This window comes from Glutamicibacter ardleyensis, from assembly GCF_014644555.1.
In the GTDB taxonomy this organism is placed as follows: Bacteria; Actinomycetota; Actinomycetes; order Actinomycetales; family Micrococcaceae; genus Glutamicibacter; species Glutamicibacter bergerei.
In genome coordinates this window covers 218446-238273 of the sequence record NZ_BMKX01000006.1, presented here as the reverse complement: position 1 = coordinate 238273, position 19828 = coordinate 218446, and the positions used below count along the sequence as shown (strand labels likewise).

General features: G+C 54.6%; 12 protein-coding genes and 2 pseudogenes. 9 read left to right on the top strand and 5 right to left on the bottom strand.

Annotation, left to right across the window (positions count from 1 at the left end; translation table 11 throughout):
• The 3 genes and pseudogenes from IEX04_RS18855 to IEX04_RS12825 form a co-directional block, all read left to right on the top strand.
• Positions 1-403, top strand: a 403-nt coding sequence (locus tag IEX04_RS18855; protein WP_229677136.1) for an IS3 family transposase, incomplete at its 5' end; no start/stop codon positions are given.
• A 171-nt stretch (positions 404-574) separates the two neighbouring features.
• A pseudogene (locus tag IEX04_RS19220) lies at positions 575-907 on the top strand (IS30 family transposase); the annotation flags it as partial.
• Between the two features lie 153 nt (positions 908-1060).
• Positions 1061-1612: pseudogene (locus IEX04_RS12825) on the top strand (recombinase family protein).
• A 116-nt stretch (positions 1613-1728) separates the two neighbouring features.
• Here IEX04_RS12825 and IEX04_RS12820 read toward each other — a convergent pair.
• A complete protein-coding gene (locus IEX04_RS12820) occupies positions 1729-5328 on the bottom strand; it encodes an NACHT domain-containing protein (protein ID WP_188686113.1) in 3600 nt (1199 codons plus the stop codon).
• 195 nt (positions 5329-5523) lie between these two features.
• Between IEX04_RS12820 and IEX04_RS12815 the strand changes: the two genes are divergently transcribed.
• From IEX04_RS12815 to IEX04_RS12800, 4 genes are all read left to right on the top strand, one after another.
• Positions 5524-9567 (top strand): helix-turn-helix domain-containing protein, encoded by a 4044-nt coding sequence (locus IEX04_RS12815; protein ID WP_188686111.1) that lies wholly within the window; start codon positions 5524-5526, stop codon positions 9565-9567.
• Between the two features lie 23 nt (positions 9568-9590).
• The gene (locus tag IEX04_RS12810; protein ID WP_229677135.1) at positions 9591-12032 is read left to right on the top strand and encodes a hypothetical protein; all 2442 of its coding nucleotides are present in this window, start codon (positions 9591-9593) and stop codon (positions 12030-12032) included.
• A 286-nt stretch (positions 12033-12318) separates the two neighbouring features.
• Positions 12319-13590 carry an MFS transporter gene (locus IEX04_RS12805; RefSeq protein ID WP_188686107.1) on the top strand — a complete coding sequence of 424 codons (1272 nt, stop codon included), beginning with the start codon at positions 12319-12321 and terminating at the stop codon, positions 13588-13590.
• 51 nt (positions 13591-13641) lie between these two features.
• A complete protein-coding gene (locus IEX04_RS12800; RefSeq protein WP_188686105.1) occupies positions 13642-14871 on the top strand; it encodes an FAD-dependent oxidoreductase in 1230 nt (409 codons plus the stop codon).
• 78 nt (positions 14872-14949) lie between these two features.
• Here the strand turns inward: IEX04_RS12800 and IEX04_RS12795 are convergent, their stop codons facing one another.
• The 3 genes from IEX04_RS12795 to IEX04_RS12785 form a co-directional block, all read right to left on the bottom strand.
• The gene (locus tag IEX04_RS12795; protein WP_096254701.1) at positions 14950-15153 is read right to left on the bottom strand and encodes a cold-shock protein; all 204 of its coding nucleotides are present in this window, start codon (positions 15151-15153) and stop codon (positions 14950-14952) included.
• Between the two features lie 536 nt (positions 15154-15689).
• Complete coding sequence (locus IEX04_RS12790; RefSeq protein ID WP_188686103.1) at positions 15690-16691, bottom strand: MerR family transcriptional regulator; 1002 nt, start codon at positions 16689-16691, stop codon at positions 15690-15692.
• A gap of 46 nt (positions 16692-16737) precedes the next feature.
• The gene (locus IEX04_RS12785) at positions 16738-17667 is read right to left on the bottom strand and encodes an NAD(P)/FAD-dependent oxidoreductase (RefSeq protein ID WP_188686102.1); all 930 of its coding nucleotides are present in this window, start codon (positions 17665-17667) and stop codon (positions 16738-16740) included.
• Between the two features lie 79 nt (positions 17668-17746).
• Here IEX04_RS12785 and IEX04_RS12780 point away from each other — a divergent pair, with 79 nt between their 5' ends.
• Both IEX04_RS12780 and IEX04_RS12775 read left to right on the top strand, forming a co-directional pair.
• On the top strand, positions 17747-18328 hold the full coding sequence (locus tag IEX04_RS12780; protein ID WP_188686100.1) for a helix-turn-helix domain-containing protein: 582 nt from the start codon (positions 17747-17749) through the stop codon (positions 18326-18328).
• Positions 18329-18400: 72 nt separating this feature from the next.
• Positions 18401-19219: a thioesterase family protein gene (locus tag IEX04_RS12775; RefSeq protein ID WP_188686098.1), complete on the top strand. Its 819-nt coding sequence runs from the start codon at positions 18401-18403 to the stop codon at positions 19217-19219.
• On the opposite strand, the gene IEX04_RS12770 is transcribed toward IEX04_RS12775, so the two are convergent.
• Positions 19216-19827, bottom strand: coding sequence for a uridine kinase family protein (locus IEX04_RS12770; protein WP_188686096.1), 612 nt, complete (start codon positions 19825-19827; stop codon positions 19216-19218). The two genes, IEX04_RS12775 and IEX04_RS12770, sit on opposite strands and share 4 nt — an antisense overlap.
• Position 19828: the final 1 nt, after the last annotated feature.

Sequence of the window (19828 nt, the reverse complement as noted above, 5' to 3'; positions counted from 1 at the left end):
TGATCACTGCATCATCAGCCATACGATCTCGACTTCGCCGACAACAGCATTTACCAGTGCAAGCCTGGCCGAGGCCTTCGAATCGCAGAAACCGGCATCTGGATTGCTAGTGCACACGGACCAAGGATTTCAATATCAGCATTCGTCGTGGTGTCACCTGCTCACGAAGCACGGTGCGGTGCAATCCATGTCTCGCAAGGGAAATTGTTTCGATAACTCGGTGATGGAAAATTTCTTTGGCCACCTGAAATCGGAGATGTATGACGGTGAATACTTTGCCACCGTTGCCGATCTGACCAGGGAAATCAATGAGTATATTGACTGGTATAACAACGTCCGGTGCCAAGAACGACTGCAGGGTATGGCACCGATTGAATATCGGTGCCATACCCTGGCAGCTTGACCCGTCTAGACTTTAATTATGTAGTCCAACTTTCGGGGACCAGTTCATCCAAATGAAGTCGGACCCTTACTATGTCGTCGGTGTATACCGATCCAAACCAGCGGTCACAGAGAGTGTTGGACTTTGTTGGAAACAAAAGATTTCGAGAACTATTACGGCACGGTATTCGAGGGCACCGAGCTAGCCCAGCAGTGGCAGATCACCCTGGCCACGAAAATGGACACCTACTTCTGCGACCTGCACTCGCCCTGGCGTCGTAGAACCAGCGAGAATACCAACGGGCTGCTACGCCAGTACTTTCCCAAAGGCACAGATTTGTCCGTGTATTAACCGAAGCAGCTGCTGGAAGTCACAACCGAGCTTAACAGCCGGCCCCGCAAGGTCCAGGGTGGAATCGCCCCCCGCCCAAGTCATGGAACGGCTGCCATCGGAACCAAGAAAACCCCTGGTGCGCGACCACGTGAATTCGCCATTCCCGATAGGACGCCCACGGACTTAGATTGAAAGTTGTACGGAGGACTTCGGTCACTAGTGCTGGCGACTTAGAGAAAATGACATTCGAAACTCTTAGATTCTAACCTCACAAATAGAAGTTGGTCATCGAGAATGTGGGGTGGATTCGTGGTTGGTTAGCGGCTGGGGCATGTTCGGGGCAGTATGTTGGACTAGAACGAGCAACGTCAGCTTGAGGGCCAGTTCCTTGACCAGGTATTCACGGATCGCGCCTCGGGCATGGTCACCCGGTGGCCGAGGCTCGAGGAGCTGATCCACTTCGTCCGTGCCGGGGACACTGCGGTGGCGCACTCGATGGACCGGTTGGCCAGGAACCTGGATGACCTGCGGTCGCTGGTGCAGACCCTGACCGGCAAGGGTGCCCGGGTGGAGTTCATGAAGGAAGGCTTGGTGTTCATGGGGGAGGATTCCCCGATGGCGAAGCTAATGCTCTCGGTTATGGGGCGTTCGCCGAGTTCGAGCGATCCCCGATCAGGGAACGCCAACGCGAGGGCATCGCCCTGGCGAAAACCCGCGGGGTCTACAAGGGTCGCAGACTTGCGCTGGGACCGGAGAAAGTTATCGAACTGGTCGCCCAGGGTGACCGCCGGGATTCCCAAGGCCCAGCTCGCCAGGGACTACGGGCTAAGCCGGGCAACGGTTTACCAGTACCTCCGGCGCAGCCAAGCCACGGAGAAATCTGGAGTGGATGAATAGCTTTGCCTGCCGGTGTGAGCCCCGGAGCCCAGATTTCCGGGGCTCACCTGACAAATGCGCCGTTTTCGACATAGGTGCTGTCAGTCGCAAGCGAATCTAGGCTGCTGCTTCTGTGTTTAGCCGGCTGCATCATCCCTATCTCTAGCGCTGGGCTTGCTGGAAAGATCGCATTTACGGCAAGTCGTGTCCTCAATTTGATTCTTGGAGGAACACCAGCGACAGGACCAATACTTCGGTTGTGGGTCTACAACTTCAATCGCGCCCGCTGCATACCTAACTGACAAATCGTCATCAATCAGCGCGGTTTCCCAATATTGCTCCAGCTCGGCTTCATGAAATTTTCTGAGATAAAAGGCCGCGGCGGTGCGTTGCGGCGGATCATCGGTTGCAAGTAGGTCTCGGACATCGGCTGAAGGAAGGTCAGCGTTGGTGCATAGAACCACGCTACTGAGCCAACGAGCGGTTGGTGTCAGTTTCTTGTCGCTGCTACGGATGGCATCTGCTAGGCGAGCGTGCTTCTGGCCTATCAATAGGTTGGCAGCGCTTCGTGAGATCCAGTCAGAATGCGAGAGCAGGGCGGGCACAACTGCTAAGGACTGTTCATGGCTGAGCTGTCGGGATCGCAGCACGATTCTTTCAAGACGAGGTTCATCAATCAAGTCAGTGACAGCGTCGGTTTCCGCATGCTCTGCCAGTTTAAGGAGTGAGCGTGCCTGCACGACGATGGCTGCTCTGTCGATCGAACCGGCGGTTGAGATCGCGTCTATCCAATGAACGATGACCTTATGATCTTCTGTCGCTGCACGGCTGAAGCCTGGAATGGACGCATTTGTATAGTCCAGAGCATCAATCAGATCGGCAAGTGCACGCCACCTCCAGCGGTCACCGCTGTCGTCAGGGCTATCTTCGTCCGGGAGCGAAGCGACCGTTCTGACGAGCCACCCCCACCCGCCTAGGTCTGCTCGCTGTCTCTGAAACTCTTCGAACATCGTGCCAAGTTCCCAGGGAGCTGGATCAGGGTGCCCTGCTAACCGGAGAGCCTCGGTAATGGCCTCGGACTTTCCATGTGGGAGCGCCTTCGCCAAAGCATAGAGGGTGGCCGGCATGTCCTTTTGGAACAGTTCTATTCGTGCTGCAGCCCCAGCTGCCACATCGGCTGTTCCAGTAATCGGGTGGAAGGATTGCGCATACAAGGTGAGAGGTTGGCCCGGGACTTTAGGCGGCAATAGCTGTGGTGGGATGGGGATCTTGAGGATCTCGCGGATTTTCTCCACATCCGATTCTGTGAGAGGTGCCTGCCCATCGAAGTCCGAATCCGACAGGGAAGCCAAAGCTTCCACAAGCTTGAGGCGCGCGTCGTCGAGCTGCAATGTCCCAATAACCGAGTCGCGGCAAACGCGATTGGGCGGTGTCGTTGGGAAAGTGGCAAGTCGGTAAGTGAAAACCCAACCATCTCCGTCGGCCTCATGCTGGGCGGCATGAACCGAATCAAATAGTTCCTTAAGCAACCCGCTTCTTTCGCTCGCGTCGTCGAACTGCATTCCTTCCTTCGCGGCATTCCCCAGGAGCTTGAAAAGGCGTCGAGTGGAAACATCGTCAAGGGTGACTGAACGATCTCGAGATAAGTCACTCATCCATGAAAGCGCTCTGCACCGTGCGTCGGCGTCGGGATTGTTCTCAGCTTGATCGAGCAAGTCCTGTGCCATGTGGGCATCTGTTATAGCGGCGATCTTTACTGCTTCTCGTTTGGAAGAGCTGTTTAGGGCAGTTGTCAGCCAGCTACTCCTACGGGTACTCGCGCAGGCCCAGTAAGCATCTCCCAGTTCGGCGAACTGGCGGCTTCGTGCCTGCACCTGACCGTTGACTTCGATGAATATGCCCACAGAATTGTCCCAGAACCACAAGATCTGGCGTGCCAACTCCTCGGTGAGAGGTTCTGAGAACCCCCAGCGGGAGATCCCATCCACGATGATTTTTTCGGCTTCACGGATGGGTAAAGGGCCGTGACTATTGAGCGCGTGTCCGATGGCTGCGAAGCCGTCAATTAACATTTCTGGCCGGAGTTCTCGGTCGTTTCCGCCCGGAGGTGAGGATTTTCGACGGTATTCCCATTTCTTGACGCTGTCTTGAATGACCTGATTGAGAAGAGAGGCCGCGTTGGGTGATGAATAATCGCCATCGGCAGCACGGAAGGTCGTGAGAGTAGCCAGGAGCGGAACCTCCCAGATGTCTTTGTGGTGATTCATCGACTTTTCTAGCCACGCGACCTTACCTGCCAACCATTGCTGAGGCCGGTTGGGATCCTTGATTGGACTCATGGCTTCCAGCAACGTTCGAAGCGACTCGAAGAGATTCTCTGGTGTGACCAGCTCAACCTGCGTAAGCCCGGTTTGCTGGGCAGCAACTAGAGCATTGGAACGAGTAGTAAGAATGAAGCCGCACTTCGGATGAAGTCGGGGCAGCAAGTCTGCCAGTCCCGCGGCTGTGATCGTCGCTTTATCCAGGGTCTCGTCAAGGCCGTCAACGAGGAAAATGACGTTCCCACGAACGACTTCGGCATGCAACGCGGCTTCGAGGGTGGTCGGATCGGTTTCAACTCCCAGCTTGCTTGCCTGGCTCATGAGCCGTGGAACGTTGATGTCGCTTGGTGTATGGATCTGTTGCCCGATTCCTTTGAGATCGAGGAGAACCGGCACGGGTGCGGCATCGTCAGACGCCAATGCCGCCGCAATTTGTACGAGGGCGGATGATTTTCCCATGCCTGGTAGACCTGTGACGATGAACCGGTCGTTTCGGCGGATTGTTGTATAGAGGTTTGCCGTGCGGGCTTTCTTGGATCCTTGCTGCCAGCTGATCTGATAGTTGCTAGCCAAGCCTTCAATGTGCACCTCCGGTACACTATCTAAAAGCAGCGACAGGTCAAGACGATCCAGTCGGCGACGCCACGCATCACGATATTCACGAAGTGCCAGAACCCTCGCCCGTTCACGTGAACCTGTAACTCCCTTCGCATCGGCGAAAACTTCTATGTCGTCTGCATTGAGCGCCTGGATCCAATCCTGTGGCGATGTTCGCCTCCGGTCCGCAGCCGCTGCCTGAAAGTAGGCACGAAGCGAACGGAAGGCTGAGCGTCCAGTCCCGATGGCCACCAATGCCCCATCGAGCATGGCCGCGGCGTGGGCAAAAGATGCATCAGTTTCGCGCTCAACGGGGCATTGGAGAAGCCGTACAGAACGAAACAATTGCTGGCCCCGTCCGGGAGCTATTGCTTCGAGCTCCGTGAGCAGTAAAGTTCGGCCCTTTTCCTCAAGGGGATTCAGTATTGCGTTCGGATCCATTGAAAGCCGATCCAAGGCAGGCTGTAGTTTGCTGAGATCGCCTTTGAAGGTGGATGCCGCGAGGACTAGGGAATCTTTTTCCTTGACCGGTTGCTTTGACCACTGTTCGATCGTTGAGCGTAGTGCTTTGTCGAAACCGACGTTTCTCTTGGCTTGGATAAACCAAGTTGATCCGTCGCTCATTCCGCAGGCGATGTCGTCAGTGGCATCGAGGGTCTCAAGTCGGATTTCGACAGGAACCTTTCCGGGAAGGGTCGACACTGGTTGATTCAACAATCCGTGTACCGCCAACACCGCGGCTACTCCGGCGCGGTGCAAACTTCCCGATTCATTGGAGGACCCTCCTGCTGATCCTTTTCCGTATGACACTTGATTCATATCAGTTGATTCTCCTCCTCAAAACATTCCTCGGCACATTCCCACGCTCGAGTCGCTGCCTCTGACATGCCATAAATGCCTGGACTGTTCGAAAGCCGACAGGCGACGTAGCAGGGTCGATTAATGAATGGAGGCTCTGGAGTCATTCTAACGTATCATTCTTGTACACGCATTTAATGCGTGTACAGTGAAGAGATGAAATATTCGACCCTGGGCGTCCTACTTCGTAAGGCCCGCGAAGCCAACGGGCTAGATCAAAGCGATGTCGCGCGCCAAGTCGGCCTGCGACAGCAAGCAATTAGCACATGGGAACGCGGTCAATCGCGCCCACGCGCCAATCAGCTTCCTCAGCTCTGTGAAATCCTTGACCTGGACCTTTCCACGGTTCGCGCAGCGGGAGATTATGACCCGATTTTGAGCCCCGCGGGCCAGCCGCGGCTTCGGATGCTGCCATTCGAACAGCTCAGTGATGAAGCTTTCGAGGCCTTCGTCCGTGACATGTACCGCGGGTTGAACCCTAGTTGGGAAGTTACGCGCAACGGCTCGACAGGATACAAACAATATGGCGTTGATGTGTTCGCAACCAAGGGAATTGAGCGAGTCGGGATTCAGTGCAAACACGAAAAGAGCTTCGGACCAGCCGACGTTAAGAAAGTGGTGAAAGAGGTTCTGCCAATTGCTGGAACCACTGCCGGCATTATTGCGCTCAGCCGTCCGACCGCCAGTCCCGATGCTCGGCTTGAGCTGCACAAACACCCAGGTTGGTCACTATGGGACGGCGAGGATCTGACGACGCGTGTCCGAGATCTTCCGATGGAGATGCAACTCGGGTTGATCGATGCCTACTTCCCTCGGCTGCGTGAGTCTTTCCTCGGCATAACTGCTCCATCACCTTGGATGCCCGTCGCCGAGTACGAACCTCCGCTGGCCGGTCGGCTCGGATACGACAAGCAATTCGGTCTCGTAGGACGTGACGACGAGCTGGAGCGGCTCGCCCAACTGGCCGCCGACCATCAGTCCATCGTCCTCGTGGTTGGGCGCGGCGGCATCGGTAAAACTCGACTTCTCACGGAATTCGCACACGCCGAATCTGCTCGGGAAGTGCGATTCGCGTCGAAGGGGCCGATCACACCCGAGATGTTTGATCTCCTGCCTGACGGCGCACCGGTAGTCGTTCTGGACGATGCCCTCAGCCTCGGCAGCACGGCGGTGTCCCTCGTTGCTGGGATTCGCACCGCACGACCTGACGCCACGATCGTCCTCTCGGTACGCCCGAGATTCGAGCCGGAGTTACTTTCAACATTATCGATTGCGTCTACCTCTGCCAGCGAAATCAGGATCGAAGTTACCGATCTACTAATTCCCCAAGCCGAGGAGCTTGCTCGTGAAGCGCTCGGTGATACAGCCGAATCGGAGACGGTAGAACTGTTGGGGCACCTCGGATATGACTGCCCGCTACTCATTGTTATCGGCGCGCACCTCATCAGGGAAGGACATCTCACTCCCGAACTGCTTGTCGGGAACGCGGACCTCCGCGAGGAAATTCTGACCCATTTTGCCGATGTCGTTACTCGAGGTGCGAACGGAGACGAGAGACGCGCTGTACTTGACGCGATTGCCTCTGTGCAGCCCGCTCAACTTGATAACACGGAATCCCTCAACGCTCTATCAGCGTTGAGCGAGCAGCCTGAACACCTTGTTCTGCGAATCGTCGACGAATTGGAAGACCTCGGGGTCATTATGCGCCGGGCACAGTCCGTGCGAGTCGTGCCGGACCTTCTCGGAGAAGCAGTATTGGAACGTGCGCTGGTGTCCCGTAGCGGGCTAGACACTAGATGGTCGGCTCGAATCGCCCAACTTGTTCGCGGCGACTCGCTAGCACACGCGATTCGCAATGTCAGCCTCATCGACTGGTACCGGCGTGGGAATGGGGATTCCCATCTAGGCGAAACGTTGTGGTCAAGCTTGTCACAATCAATTCTTGATATGAGCAACTCAGAGCGCAAAAATATCGTCAGAAGCATCGAACCAGTGGCAGCTGTCTACGCTGAACGAGCCATGGACCTAGCACGGAAAATTGTCGATAATCCGGCTCCCGACCAGAAGCAGACCCTGGTTGGAATCTGGGGTGGAGACCCATATATCACGGCGGTTTCGACAAACCGTGCTCTAACAGGTCTCATTCGCAATGCTTCATACGACCCAGACCAGCTCGAACGAGCCATGGCGCTTCTGTTTGAAATCGGAAGAAACGACAATCGACCGGAAAATCAAAATCCCGAGCACGCGATGCGCATTCTTCGAGAGATTGGCGAATTTCACCCCAAGCGTCCGGTGAGTTTCAACGTGCTGTACATCGAAATCATCGGCCGCTGGCTGCACAGCCGCGAGCGAACCAGCGACCGACCAACAGTACTGGCATTCCTAAAACCTGCACTTTCTTACGAAGTCACCACCACTCGATTTAGAGGTATGTCGCTCGAATGGACACGCCGGGACATCAATATGGAGACCGTCGAACCGCTGCGACTTCAAACGGTGGCACTCGCTGGAGAACAACTACGCTCTGAACCTCGCACGGCACTCGCTGCGCTGGATGTCATAGAGGAAGCTGTCAGGACATCAGGTAACGACGCCACGATGACTGCCGAGATGACGCTTATTTTCGACCTCATCGGAGCCGTACTTGCAGATCCGACAGTGCCGGCGAGCGTTCGCCTTTCGGCGTTTCGCGCCTTGAGCTGGCCAGCAAACTACGGCTCTGGCGAACGTCGCGAACAGGCACGCGCAGCGCGTCTGCGACTAGTCGAAGACGCGGACTACCTGGTCACGAGATTGTTGCGTTCCGGTTGGGCACTCGATGACGAAGATGAAGACGAAGTCGATAACCCAACGACGTCGAAATACCACCGCTCCTTGGATTCGTCTGAGCGCAAGATCGACGAAGTATTCAATTCTTGGTCGATGGCCAAGACCGATCGGGAAGTCCTCGATCATTTTCACGAACTCATGCGAGATGAACAGTCGGCTTCCGGAAATTTTCTTTCGCCGGACAATTTGCTGAGCCGCCTATTTGACGCGCGTCCGGGGGTTGCACGCGCTGCACTATCTACCCTTTCACTGGGTGACGATGCGGTGATGGCCACGCAGAGAGTAGCGATGATGTCGCTGTTTTCCCGTGAAGATCAGTTGGCTAGTGATGCTGCTTCAACTCTCATGAGTCTTGGTGCGGTTGGAGTGCAACTCGTTACAGCCGCAGTTGCGAACCCACGTGGAGAGGTAATCGGGGGTGACCGCAAGCGCATCGTTCTGGAATTAGCGGCCCGGGACGACGAAACAATCACGGCACGGCTTCTAGGATCCGCACGTTGGTGGCAGCCGGAGGACCATGATTTGGTGCTGGAGATCATCATGGGTGCACCAGTCGACCGCGACTCCAAGCTTGCCGAAGAGGTGGCCGAACTTCTTACCGATGGAAGAATCGTGAGTTGGTCGGAATTGCGTGGAATCGACCGGCGCATGTTGCTTGAACGTTTCGTGCAGACGCCGTCGCTAGACGGCTATGATTTCGCCCGACTATTGAACACGCAGATCAGCGACGATCCCGCGTCAGTGCTTCACCTCCTGCAAAGTCGAGTGGATGCATCCGTCGATAGGGATCAAACGTATCAGGCGCTGCCTCACAGATGGGGAAAGCCTATGGAATTCCGCTCGTCGGGCTACTTTCCGAACGCGCTGAACGAGCTAGTTGATTGGCTTTTGGTCGGCGACAGTCGGCAACGATCCCTGCAGGGCGTAAAACTCTTCCAACAAGTTTCGGGTCACTTCGATGTAGAGGTATTTAGTGTTCTTCTTGGTCTGATTCGCACAAAGGAAGATCACCGAATTCGGCTCGCTGAAGACCTGCTGCAGCATGCGTCTTGGCAGTTTGTCCTCGAGAACACGGCATTCGTCGAAGAGGCGATCAAGATCGCACAAGATCTGGCTCCCGAGAGTAAACGGCGGTTGATCCATGGTCTTCATGCTCCGGCGCTCTACGGATCGGGTTCCCGGACGGTCGGGGAGGACAATCCTAGAGAGACAGCGCTCCGAGATGGAGCGATCGCGATAGCCAAGCGCCATCCGGATGGATCACCTGTTCGATCCTTCTACGAAAACGTCGCTCAATGGGCCTCGACTCGAATTGTCGAGGAGCGGACACGAGATTATCAGTCCCATTTGGAAACGCGCCGCTGGTAGCAAGATATGAGCAAGGGAGCAGAATGATGGCAAAAAACAAGCGGCCGACGCTTCGGGTGGTGTTGAACAACGATGAGGGCGTAGCTGTCTTTCTGTCCAATATGGAAGCGACCGCAGAAGGGCTCGTACCTACGGAGTCTTGGGAAGATCTAGAACAGCAGGTCCCTGCAATCCTCGATCACTGTGTACGAGCTATTCAAGCAGAACTCGCGGCAGGTGTGGACTTGTGGGATGTCTTGGAAGTCGTGCGCCAAATGACTGCACCAGGGGATCTCGGCGAATTCAAGGAGAGCTTGAACACGAGCCTGCCGGTCGTTGTCGAAATCGTAGCGCTCATCGGCACATCCATCGATTTCCAGAGAATCGAAACTGTCCAGGGAGAAGGGAGAACGGGTCCATCCATAGAGAACGTCATTGCTGCAGCTGAACAGATCGCGAAGTTGGCACAGGTGGTCGCTTTTGCCTCCTCGAGCAATGAGCATCTGGGCAAAGCAGCACAACTAACAGGGCTCCTTCGCACGTTCGAAGTTTCCGTGCGAGGAAGGAACTACCTCTCAGTTTCCAGGGATGTTGCTCAACAAATATTCGCCCCGAAACCAATTCACGATCTTGTGCAGACCAACGTGGGTTTCACGCCAGATGACGTAGCCCAAGTGTGGGCTGCATTCCAAACCCAACGAAGCGAGTCTTTAGCCTCCAAGTTTGAGCGATTCGAAGAACTACGAGCGATCACGATCAGCGGTCAAGCACTCTCCGAAAAGCAAATTACGGAGGGTCGCCAACTGGCCGCTGGGATATTCATCGAGCCGGGAAACGGACTTTCCTTCACCGTCAGCGACTTGGTGGAGCAACCTGGCCTCCCAGAAGCAACGGTCAAGGCGGTGCTGTCTGCATTCTGTTTCGAATCAACAGGGGTAACCGCGTTCGAGGCCTGCGAAAAGTTCGTCAACGGAGAAAACCTGCTTTCCGGAAAGGGACTGCTGCATCGTAACGACAGGTACTTCGCCTTCGGGGATCCCCTTCCTCATGACTATGTGCGGCCAATCCTTGAATCCAGATTGAAGGCCCATCAGAAACCTTGGATGCGATACCAACGCCATCGTGATAGCTGGACCGAGGAAAAAGCGGGGAGGCTCCTGGCCCAATTGTTGGGCGTTGACAAGCCCACGTACTCTTCGTTGGAATATAGGGCTCCCAAACCGGAAGCATTGACATGGGACCTCTCCAAGGGATCTCATGACCCCCTAGAAGGCACCCTGGAAACAGAGGCGGATGCCCTGTTCATTATTGATGACGTCGCAATCTGCGTGGAAGTAAAGGCCGGCTCGATTACGGATAAGGCCCGTGCAGGCAATGTCCAGCGAGTTGAAACAGACTTGCGGAAGACGATCGGTGAGGCATCATCCCAGGCAGCCCGCTTGGAGTCACTCATCGCCGAGCAAAAGGGTCTTTGGACGCCGAAAGGGCGTTGGATCGATTTGCCGTCAGTTCAAGAAGTCCACACAGTGGTTGTGTGCTTAGACGACTGGGGGCCGCTCGCTATCGCCACGGATGAGTTGGTCAAAGCCGAAGTTCTGACGGGGCCGTCCGTTCCTTGGCTCATTTCACTTCACGACCTGATGGTCATTGCAGCAATCATGCAGAGTCCTTCGGACTTCCTTGCTTTCCTTCGACGACGCACAGATCCATCTACCTCGCGCCTGCTCAGAGCGAGTGATGAGCTAGATCTTGTCATGTGGTTTATGGATGGTGGCCTTTACTTTGAGCCTGATCCTTTCCCGCTTTACGAAAAGTACCCAACCAGTACACGACCGCGGCAGGCGGAACGAGATATATTCAAAGACAGTAATGTTCTAACGCAGGTACTGACCCATACTGATCCACTGGATGCCTGGATGTACTTCGAAGAAGGGCAGACGGCTATCGCGGCTCCACAGCCGATCCGCAAGCATGAAACAACGGTGGCTTCGGTCATCGGCTATCTTGAGGAAAGCAAGAGCCATGGCTGGTTGAGAACTGGCGCCGATTTTGCTGGGGTTTCAAATGAGTCAGCTGAAGTTTTTTCGGAGTACCTTAACCGAGTCGTTCGGCGAACCACTGTGGATAGGCGTTTCCACAAGTCGATAATGACGTTTGTGACTCCGTGGGGGTACCTCGGAATATTTGTCGGCTCAGGGCCGGTTGACGGCGGTATGGCGGACTACGCTGAAAAGCTTCAGAAGTATGCGCAGCTGAAAAAATATCAGCTGCGCTTGGATCGTTCGTTTGCTCTTCTGGTTGACACTTCTGGGCGCATTATTTGGAGCGAATATAACAATTTGCCCAACTCATTTGATGCGCAGCTGGAGCAGCAACTCGCAATTAGCGGTCTCATGACCAATGCTCAAATGAGGGAAGGCACTTACACACCCCCTGAAACACGGCGGGGAAAGAAGCCCAAGAAGACAAAAAATCGACGTCGATGATACTAGTACCTGCATCTGGGAAGCCGATCCCTGACCGGGAATCATGCTACACATGCAACGGAGGCATGATTCCCGGGATGGTTCGCCGTCATTCCAAAAAAGATGACAACAGGTTAGGAAAATTCGGAGGATTCTTGTCGGGCAGTATCCGCGTGAATTGGGGTGACAAGTATCTTGGAATCTCATCAGGGCCATTGTCATACCCGAAGAAACTCGCACCGGCCACCTGCATATCGTGGATACTTGGACAATAACGGATCCACGATGAGCGAACACGGGGGTGAATGTGCAGATCGAATCAGCATCCAATGATCTCGGCACATTAGATGAGCAGCAAGTGCAACGGATTCGACGAAAATCGATTTCGGTACTTGTAGCCGGCCAGATCCTTGGAGGACTAGGCGGCGGAGCTACTCTGACCCTGGGATCCTTGCTGATTGTCAGCATCTCGGGCTTGGACTCACTTGCAGGTATGGCCGCCACGATGAATACGCTGGGCGCGGCGCTTATGGCGATTCCGCTGGCATTGATGGCCCAGAAACACGGCCGACGAATATCTCTCTCGAGCGGTGCCCTGCTGGCGGCAAGCGGCGTTGTTGTCATTATTGCCGCCGCATTCCTCAACTTCTGGCCGCTATTAATGCTGGGTATGTTGGTCCTTGGTACGGGGGCCGCAATGAACCTCCAATCGCGTTTCGCCGCCACGGATCTTTCCACAAAGGCAACTCGCGGACGTGATCTTTCGGTAGTCGTCTGGTCAACGACCATAGGTGCAGTCATTGGTCCGAATCTCTTTGAACCCGGTGAAGTTATCGCCAAATACATCGACTTGCCGCCCTATACCGGCGGTTTCCTTATCGCCATGTGTGCTCAGCTAGCCGGCGCATTGGTTTACTGGATTGGGCTACGGCCCGACCCGCTGCGGATAGCGCAGCGTCAGGCTTTGGGTCGACCCGGTTCCGGCCAGCCTCGCCGTGGTGGATGGCACATATTGCGTAGCTCTGTGCCATCCCGTCGTGCAGTCCTCACCGTCGCCTTGTCGCACATGTATATGGTGTCGATGATGTCGATGACCCCGATCCATATGCAGCATCATGGAGCAACGCTCACCTTAATTGGTTTCACCATATCCATGCACGTGGCAGGAATGTACGCGCTGTCACCGGTCTTTGGATGGCTGACCGATAAATGCGGCTCACGTGTGATCATTCTGGCAGGACAGGCGCTCCTCATCACCGCCAGCATTTTGGTATGGACCAACTCCGCGGATCATGTGGTTACTACCATAGCTTTGCTTTCTTTGGGCCTGGGCTGGTCCGCCTCAACGGTAGCGGGGTCAACCATGATTTCCGGTGCGGTGGGAATCAACGAGCGCCCACAGTTGCAAGGAACTTCAGACCTTTGCATGAGCTTAGCTGGCGTCTTAGGCGGGCTCTGCGCGGGACCGATTCTTGCCACGATCGGGTTCCAAGGATTAGCGCTAGTCCTATTGGCTCTCGCTGTCATCATGATCATGCTAAATATCAAAAGCTCAACGTCCGAGACTATCCATGAATAATAATTAGTGCCAAGCTGAAATTCAGAGACAATCGCTGAAGGGATAGCTCTCATGGAACCTGGAACTCGGTGCATCGTCGTTGGCGGAGGCCCGGCCGGTATGGTGGCGGGACTTTTGCTGGCACGTAGTGGAGTCTCGGTGGCCGTATTCGAGAAACATAAGGATTTTCTTCGTGACTTCCGTGGAGATACCATTCACCCTTCGACGTTGCAGCTACTTGACGAACTCGGACTGATGGAAGAGTTTAACAAGATCAATTACAGCAAAGTGACGCAGGCAGAAGTGCCAGCACGAGATGGGATCCGCACCACGATACTGGATCTGTCGCTGGTCAACCATCCCTATCCGTTCATCGCGATGGCTCCACAGTGGGACTTCCTCGATCTATTGGCTCGCGCCGGAGAGGACGAAGAGAATTTTGACCTTCGGATGAATTGCGAAGTAACCGAGCTGCTTACTGTGGAGGATCGCGTCGTGGGTGTGCGCTATTCGGGTGCCGAAGGAATCGGCGAGATGCGTGCGCTTTTGACCATAGCCGCAGATGGCAGATGGTCAAACATCCGGAATGCCGCTGGGATAGCCATTAAAGAGTTTGCGGTGCCCCTAGATGTCTGGTGGTTCAAGATCTCCGGTGAACTGAATATAAAGAATGTTCTGTCTCCGGCTTTCGCCAGGAACCGATCATTTGTGCTTATTCCAAGGCATGGGTACGTTCAAACCGCCATGCTTTTACCGAAGGGGAAAGACACAGAGCTTCGTGCTGAGGGTATTGAATCTTGGCACCGGGCAATTATTGAAGCTGCGCCCGAACTCAAAGATGGAGTATCGGCACTGACCTTCGAGGACGCTAAATTGCTGGATGTGAAACTTAACCGCGCGATACGGTGGTGGCGTCGCGGCCTGCTATGCATCGGCGATTCGGCACATGCCATGAGCCCGGTAGGGGGAGTGGGCGTGAACCTAGCGGTTCAGGATGCAGTCGCGGCGGCCCGAATACTTGCCGAACCGCTCAAAGCTGGACTAATTTCAGATCGAGACGTGGCTGCTGTCCAGAACCGACGCATCCTCCCAATCATATTGGTTCAGAGCGCTCAGCGGATTATGCATTTAGGGTTACAACGGTTGATGAAAACGAGCAATGATGTTCTCTTGCCGGTACCTATTGCGAAAATCTTACGTGCGTTTCCCAAGTTAGCTGCGATTCCGGCCCGGCTTCTAGGCGTGGGTATCCTGCGTGAACGACCGCCAGAAGCTGCAAAGCGAAGTTCAACGGAACGATAAAGACCCCTAGAAACACCAATGGTGCAGTACCATCCGAAATGGACGGTACTGCACCAGAAGTTTGGCAGTTGCTAAAGCTTAGCGAGCCTGGATGTTGGTTGCCTGTGGGCCCTTTGGACCGGCTTCCAAGGTGTATTCTACGTTCTGGCCCTCTTCGAGGCTACGGAAACCGAAGCTCTGGATTGCGGAGTAGTGTGCGAACACATCTGCCGATCCATCAGAAGGAGCGATGAAGCCGAAGCCCTTTTCAGCGTTGAACCATTTAACAGTGCCAGTAGCCATGTTTTTATTTCCTTATTTATTCATTGGCCACTACGTGACCTTGTTGCCGAGTCGAAATCCGAAACGGAAAATTAGTGGTTACCTCGAACAGTACTATCTTGGGCGAATTCCATGCCGTCGGTATCAGCTATCGAATGCTGATTTTGCCGATACCGGCCAAAACGGAGGTCGCTACGCACGCTAAATGTCCTTGCGGTCCATAGACATGACTGTGGAAATGCCAGAGTCAGTGGAGTAGAATGTGGAAGCCGCATCGTGGAAACGCTGAGAAGCGTCTGGACGAGCTGTAAGCGGTGAAGAAGAGAAGATGAAAATTCGTTTCGATAGGAGTTCGCTAATTCCGAAGAATCGTTGAACCGATTTGCTGCACAGAGGATTTGCTTGTCTTACTACAAATCTAACTGCTAACACTTGCTGGCGGATGACTCACACCTGCAAACGTCGAGGTAACAAATTAAGCGTACCATCATTTTTGCCTCGGTGCATACTGGCGGCCTCTAGAAGCGAGGCCACCAGTAAAATTCGGACGTAGCTGACTACATGTTGGTATACCAGTGAGCGAATGGATTAGTAGCTCCATCGGCGTAGTCTTCGTCCTCAATATTGGCTTCATAGTCGACGAACGATTCGTCGATCATTCCGCCCTGATAGGCCAAAGAACCCCCGGAATATCCGGATTTTTCGTTGAGTTGAACAAAGAAAGGACCGACGGGCAGCACTGCCTGATTGAACATCTCATGATGAACATGTTGGGTCATTTTCTTCCACTGTCCGACACCAAGTGCCGAGAATCCATGGCCAGTAAAAGCCATCCCAGAATCCATAAAATTAATTTTGATGAGATCTGTGCGGCCCGTGAAATGAACACTTTCCTCTAATCCAGCATGCATTCGGAAGGGTCCCTCGCTCGGATCGTCGGTGGTCTCAATCCAGTACCAGATCTGCTGCTTCAGCGTTTCGCTAGCGTTCTGTGGCAGAAGTCTTTCCGCCAGCTCTTGGGTCGTGTGTTTGAGATTGCCAACGGTTCGCGACGCAAGTCTGATCGAAATGCTAAGTAGGGTGCGTTTCGGTCCACTCGTTTTCTCTTGTCCTCTAATATGCGGCGGGGATGGCCGTAAGCAGCCGCTGACCCTAGGAGGCATCGGATATATACAGTCCATGATGATCCTTGTTGATTGCATCGCGGCAAATTGTGAAAGATCATCCTCGGCGCCCAGCCTTGCCGCCAACACGCTGTAGGTTTCGAGATCCTTCATGATGCGCTCGTGCAGTGAGCCTTGCTTGCTTCTAAGGATAGATTCAAACGTGTCATCGTCGACGTCATCGACGATGACACGTTTAATTCCTGCCAAAGTGAGGCCGAGTCCTTGATACTCGCGAACCTGCATCATAATTTCGAACTGGCTCGAATCGTATTTCCGGTATCCAGTCAGCTGATCGACTCGTGCCGGCTTGAGCAGCCCGATCTTTTCATAGTGGTGAAGCGCCTTCACCGTCACGTTCATCAACGTGGCAAATTCCCCAATGCTGTACTCCATATTGTTATCGTATGGTCTGCCCCTAGGGGAGAGTTCAAGGGCGAGACTAGTTTTGTTCCATTTTTTTCTTGACCGTCTCCATAGCGAGTTCGGCATTGATGAAAGCTCCGGCCATGGTTCCTGCTGCAGCCGATGCACCAATCATCGCGCCGACGTTTGCAATATTTCCTGCAGCATAAACGCCAGGGATTTTTGTGGCTCCCATTTGTTCTACCGAGATGAACGTGCCCATCGGATTTTCGTCAAGTTCCCCACCCAGCTCCAAATAAAGTGAGGCGTTTGCCGTAACTTGGCTCGCTACAACTACGGCTTGAACGTCTAAGGTAGAGCCGTCTTCCAAGCTGAGCGACCGAACCTGTCCACTATCACTGACCTCAAGTGTGGTCACTGGTGAATCAAGCACCTCGATTTCGAGGGCGCTAAGCAGTGCACGATTCTCCGCACTGAGTTTTTGCGGGGCGTGGTTGATGAAAGTGACTTTGTCGCTGAGATGGCTGAAAAGCAGAGCCTGATGAGTGCTCATTTCGCTGACTCCGAGGATTGCGATTTGTTGATCGCGTACTTCCCAGCCGTGGCAGTACGGGCAATGCAGTGCAGAGACACCCCAGGCTTGTTGAAGTCCTGGGATTTCAGGCAAGACATCGCGGGCTCCGGTTGCTAGAACGATGCGGCGGGCGGTCCATTGTGAAGAGTTAGTGGAAATTTCGAACCCCTCTTCAAGTGAGCCACGCACCGACTGAATGTGCGCAGAAACAAATTCGACGCCGTAGCTAACGGCCTCAGCGCGGCCCAACGCGATCAAGTCCTGCGGACTGATTCCCTCGTGTCCAAGAACATTGTGAGCATGTGCTGAGACGGCATTGCGGGGATTTCCCTCATCGACCACGAGTACTTTTCGCCGTGAACGACCTAGTGCTATGGAGGCAGCCAGTCCGGCACTGCCTCCGCCGATGATGATTGCGTCAAAATTTTCCATAGTGCTCTCCTTGTGGGGTGAATAGTTGTTCATGCTCCAAACTATCGACTTCTTGCATAAATCGTGTATCTTTTTGCGTATGACGCAAGAATTGGATTTAGACTCAGTAATTCGACAACGCATACGCGCATTGCGTCAGGGCAATGGGTGGTCTTTGGAATCTCTGGCCAAGAGGGCAAACCTCAGCGTATCTACGCTGAGCAGGATCGAAACCGGAAACCGACGAATATCCCTAGATCAATTAGTGCCTATTGCTAAATCGCTGGGCACTACCTTGGATGAGCTAGTGGCCCCAGCCGATGGAAAAGGCGTAATTATCGGCCCGGAACCCATCACAGTTCCAGGCATGACCCTCTGGAAACTTTCCGATGACGACGCGGTCAACGGGGTGGTCGTCACGAAGATCCGTTTTGATCCACAGCAACATACTGCACCGAACGAGGCCCGGGTACATCCGGGTAAGGAATGGTTCACCGTGCTCTCGGGCGAAATTCAGCTCACCTTGGGAGACCGGGTATTCCATGTGAAGGCCGGTCAGGCGGCGCAATTCGACACCATGACACCACATGTTATTCACGCCATCGGAGGCATCGCCGAGGTATTGAGCATGATGGACAGTGCCGGTACCCGTGCGCACCACGACGACGGCCATGCCGGCTAGGACACTTCCCTGCTCAAGTTTCGTTAGGCTGTGATCTAGAACCCATAAGCTTGTAGATCGGGAGATCAATTCATGACACACCAGCTCGAAGATGAACTGGACAAGATTCTTGCCACCGGTGATTTCTATTTCGAAGCATTGGGGGAGGGCCGATATCGTTCGTCGTGGCATACCCAAGGCGCTTGGAACGCGCACGAGCAGCATATGGCTCCAGCCTCGGGGATCCTGACCCACGCTTTAGAGAACTTCCAGCCACGAGACGATATGCGTATCGCCCGGTTAAGCTTTGAAATTCATGGCCTGATTCACGCAGGTGAATTCGAAATCACGACCCGAATGATCCGTCCGGGGCGCACCATAGAACTGATCGAAGCGGAGATGACTGCTAAGGGGCGCACCAGTATCGTGGCCCGAGCATGGCGAGTCATCACCGCTGACTCCACCGCGGTCGCGGGAATCGAAGACGCCACGGTACCTGGGCCTGAGGAAAGCGAAGTGCAGAATATTTCTGCGCAGTGGCCCGGTGGCTACATTCGCTCCATTGAAATGCGTGCCGTACGCGGCCGTCGCCCCGGCAAGGGAATCGCCTGGCTGCGCACCCCATATGCTTTGGTCGACGGTGTACACGCTTCGCGTTTGGCCAGTTTGATCGGACTGGCAGATACCGCCAATGGTGTGGTGCCACGTGCCGAGCCTGGAGACGGAAACTGGATGTTCCCGAACTTGGATCTACAAATCCACATGTACCGGGCGCCCCAAGGCCAGTGGCTGGGACTGGAAGTCCAGCAAAGCTATGGAACCGACGGCATTGGGTTGACCTCCACCGTGCTGCACGACGTTGCAGGACCCTTCGGGCGTGCCGAGCAGATTCTGACCGTACGCCAGCTCTAATGAGCCGTTTCCGCTAGCTGCGCTAGGAGCTTCTTCAACTGTGCCTTAGGCATGATGATGAACCCCTTGGCGCGGTAGGTCTCACGATCGGCTCCGTGGGCGCGGAATAATGCATAGCCGCGCTTGAGCAAAAACAGGACCGGTTTGCGTCGTTGGGAGACATCGCGGATAAAACGCCGGATCGAGGTCAAAAGTGCCGGCTCATCCACATAGTAGGCCTGAACATTGATGCCTTTTGCCTGCAATGGTTCCAGCAGCTCGGAGAGGAAAATGCCCTCGGCAATAATGGGACCACCGGTTCCGCGTACTTCGCGGTGACCGGTATAGCTAGAGGTAGCGATCGAATAGTTCGGCACCATTGTGTGGCCCTGGGTTAAGAGCTCGTCAACCGCGTTCAGTGCTGCCGGCATATTCCAAGTGTCCGGATGATCCCAGTCGATCTCTCCGTACCCGGTGCGTGGGAACTGTTCGGGGTGCCCATCTTCACTGATCTGTCGATAAAACTCATCGAGTGGGAGATGCGGGTTGCCGAACCGGTTGGCAAGGTAGGACTTGCCCGAGCCGGAAGGCCCGCCGACGAGGATCACGGGGGTGGAAGAAAGAGGCACC

Excerpts from the sequence above, each read along its gene's own strand:
- IEX04_RS12820 (WP_188686113.1), bottom strand. The coding sequence starts at position 5,328 with ATGAATCAAGTGTCATACGGAAAAGGATCAGCAGGAGGGTCCTCCAAT.
- IEX04_RS12815 (WP_188686111.1), top strand. The coding sequence starts at position 5,524 with ATGAAATATTCGACCCTGGGCGTCCTACTTCGTAAGGCCCGCGAAGCC.
- IEX04_RS12810 (WP_229677135.1), top strand. The coding sequence starts at position 9,591 with ATGATGGCAAAAAACAAGCGGCCGACGCTTCGGGTGGTGTTGAACAAC.
- IEX04_RS12800 (WP_188686105.1), top strand. The coding sequence starts at position 13,642 with ATGGAACCTGGAACTCGGTGCATCGTCGTTGGCGGAGGCCCGGCCGGT.
- IEX04_RS12795 (WP_096254701.1), bottom strand. The coding sequence starts at position 15,153 with ATGGCTACTGGCACTGTTAAATGGTTCAACGCTGAAAAGGGCTTCGGC.
- IEX04_RS12790 (WP_188686103.1), bottom strand. The coding sequence starts at position 16,691 with ATGGAGTACAGCATTGGGGAATTTGCCACGTTGATGAACGTGACGGTG.
- IEX04_RS12785 (WP_188686102.1), bottom strand. The coding sequence starts at position 17,667 with ATGGAAAATTTTGACGCAATCATCATCGGCGGAGGCAGTGCCGGACTG.
- IEX04_RS12780 (WP_188686100.1), top strand. The coding sequence starts at position 17,747 with ATGACGCAAGAATTGGATTTAGACTCAGTAATTCGACAACGCATACGC.
- IEX04_RS12775 (WP_188686098.1), top strand. The coding sequence starts at position 18,401 with ATGACACACCAGCTCGAAGATGAACTGGACAAGATTCTTGCCACCGGT.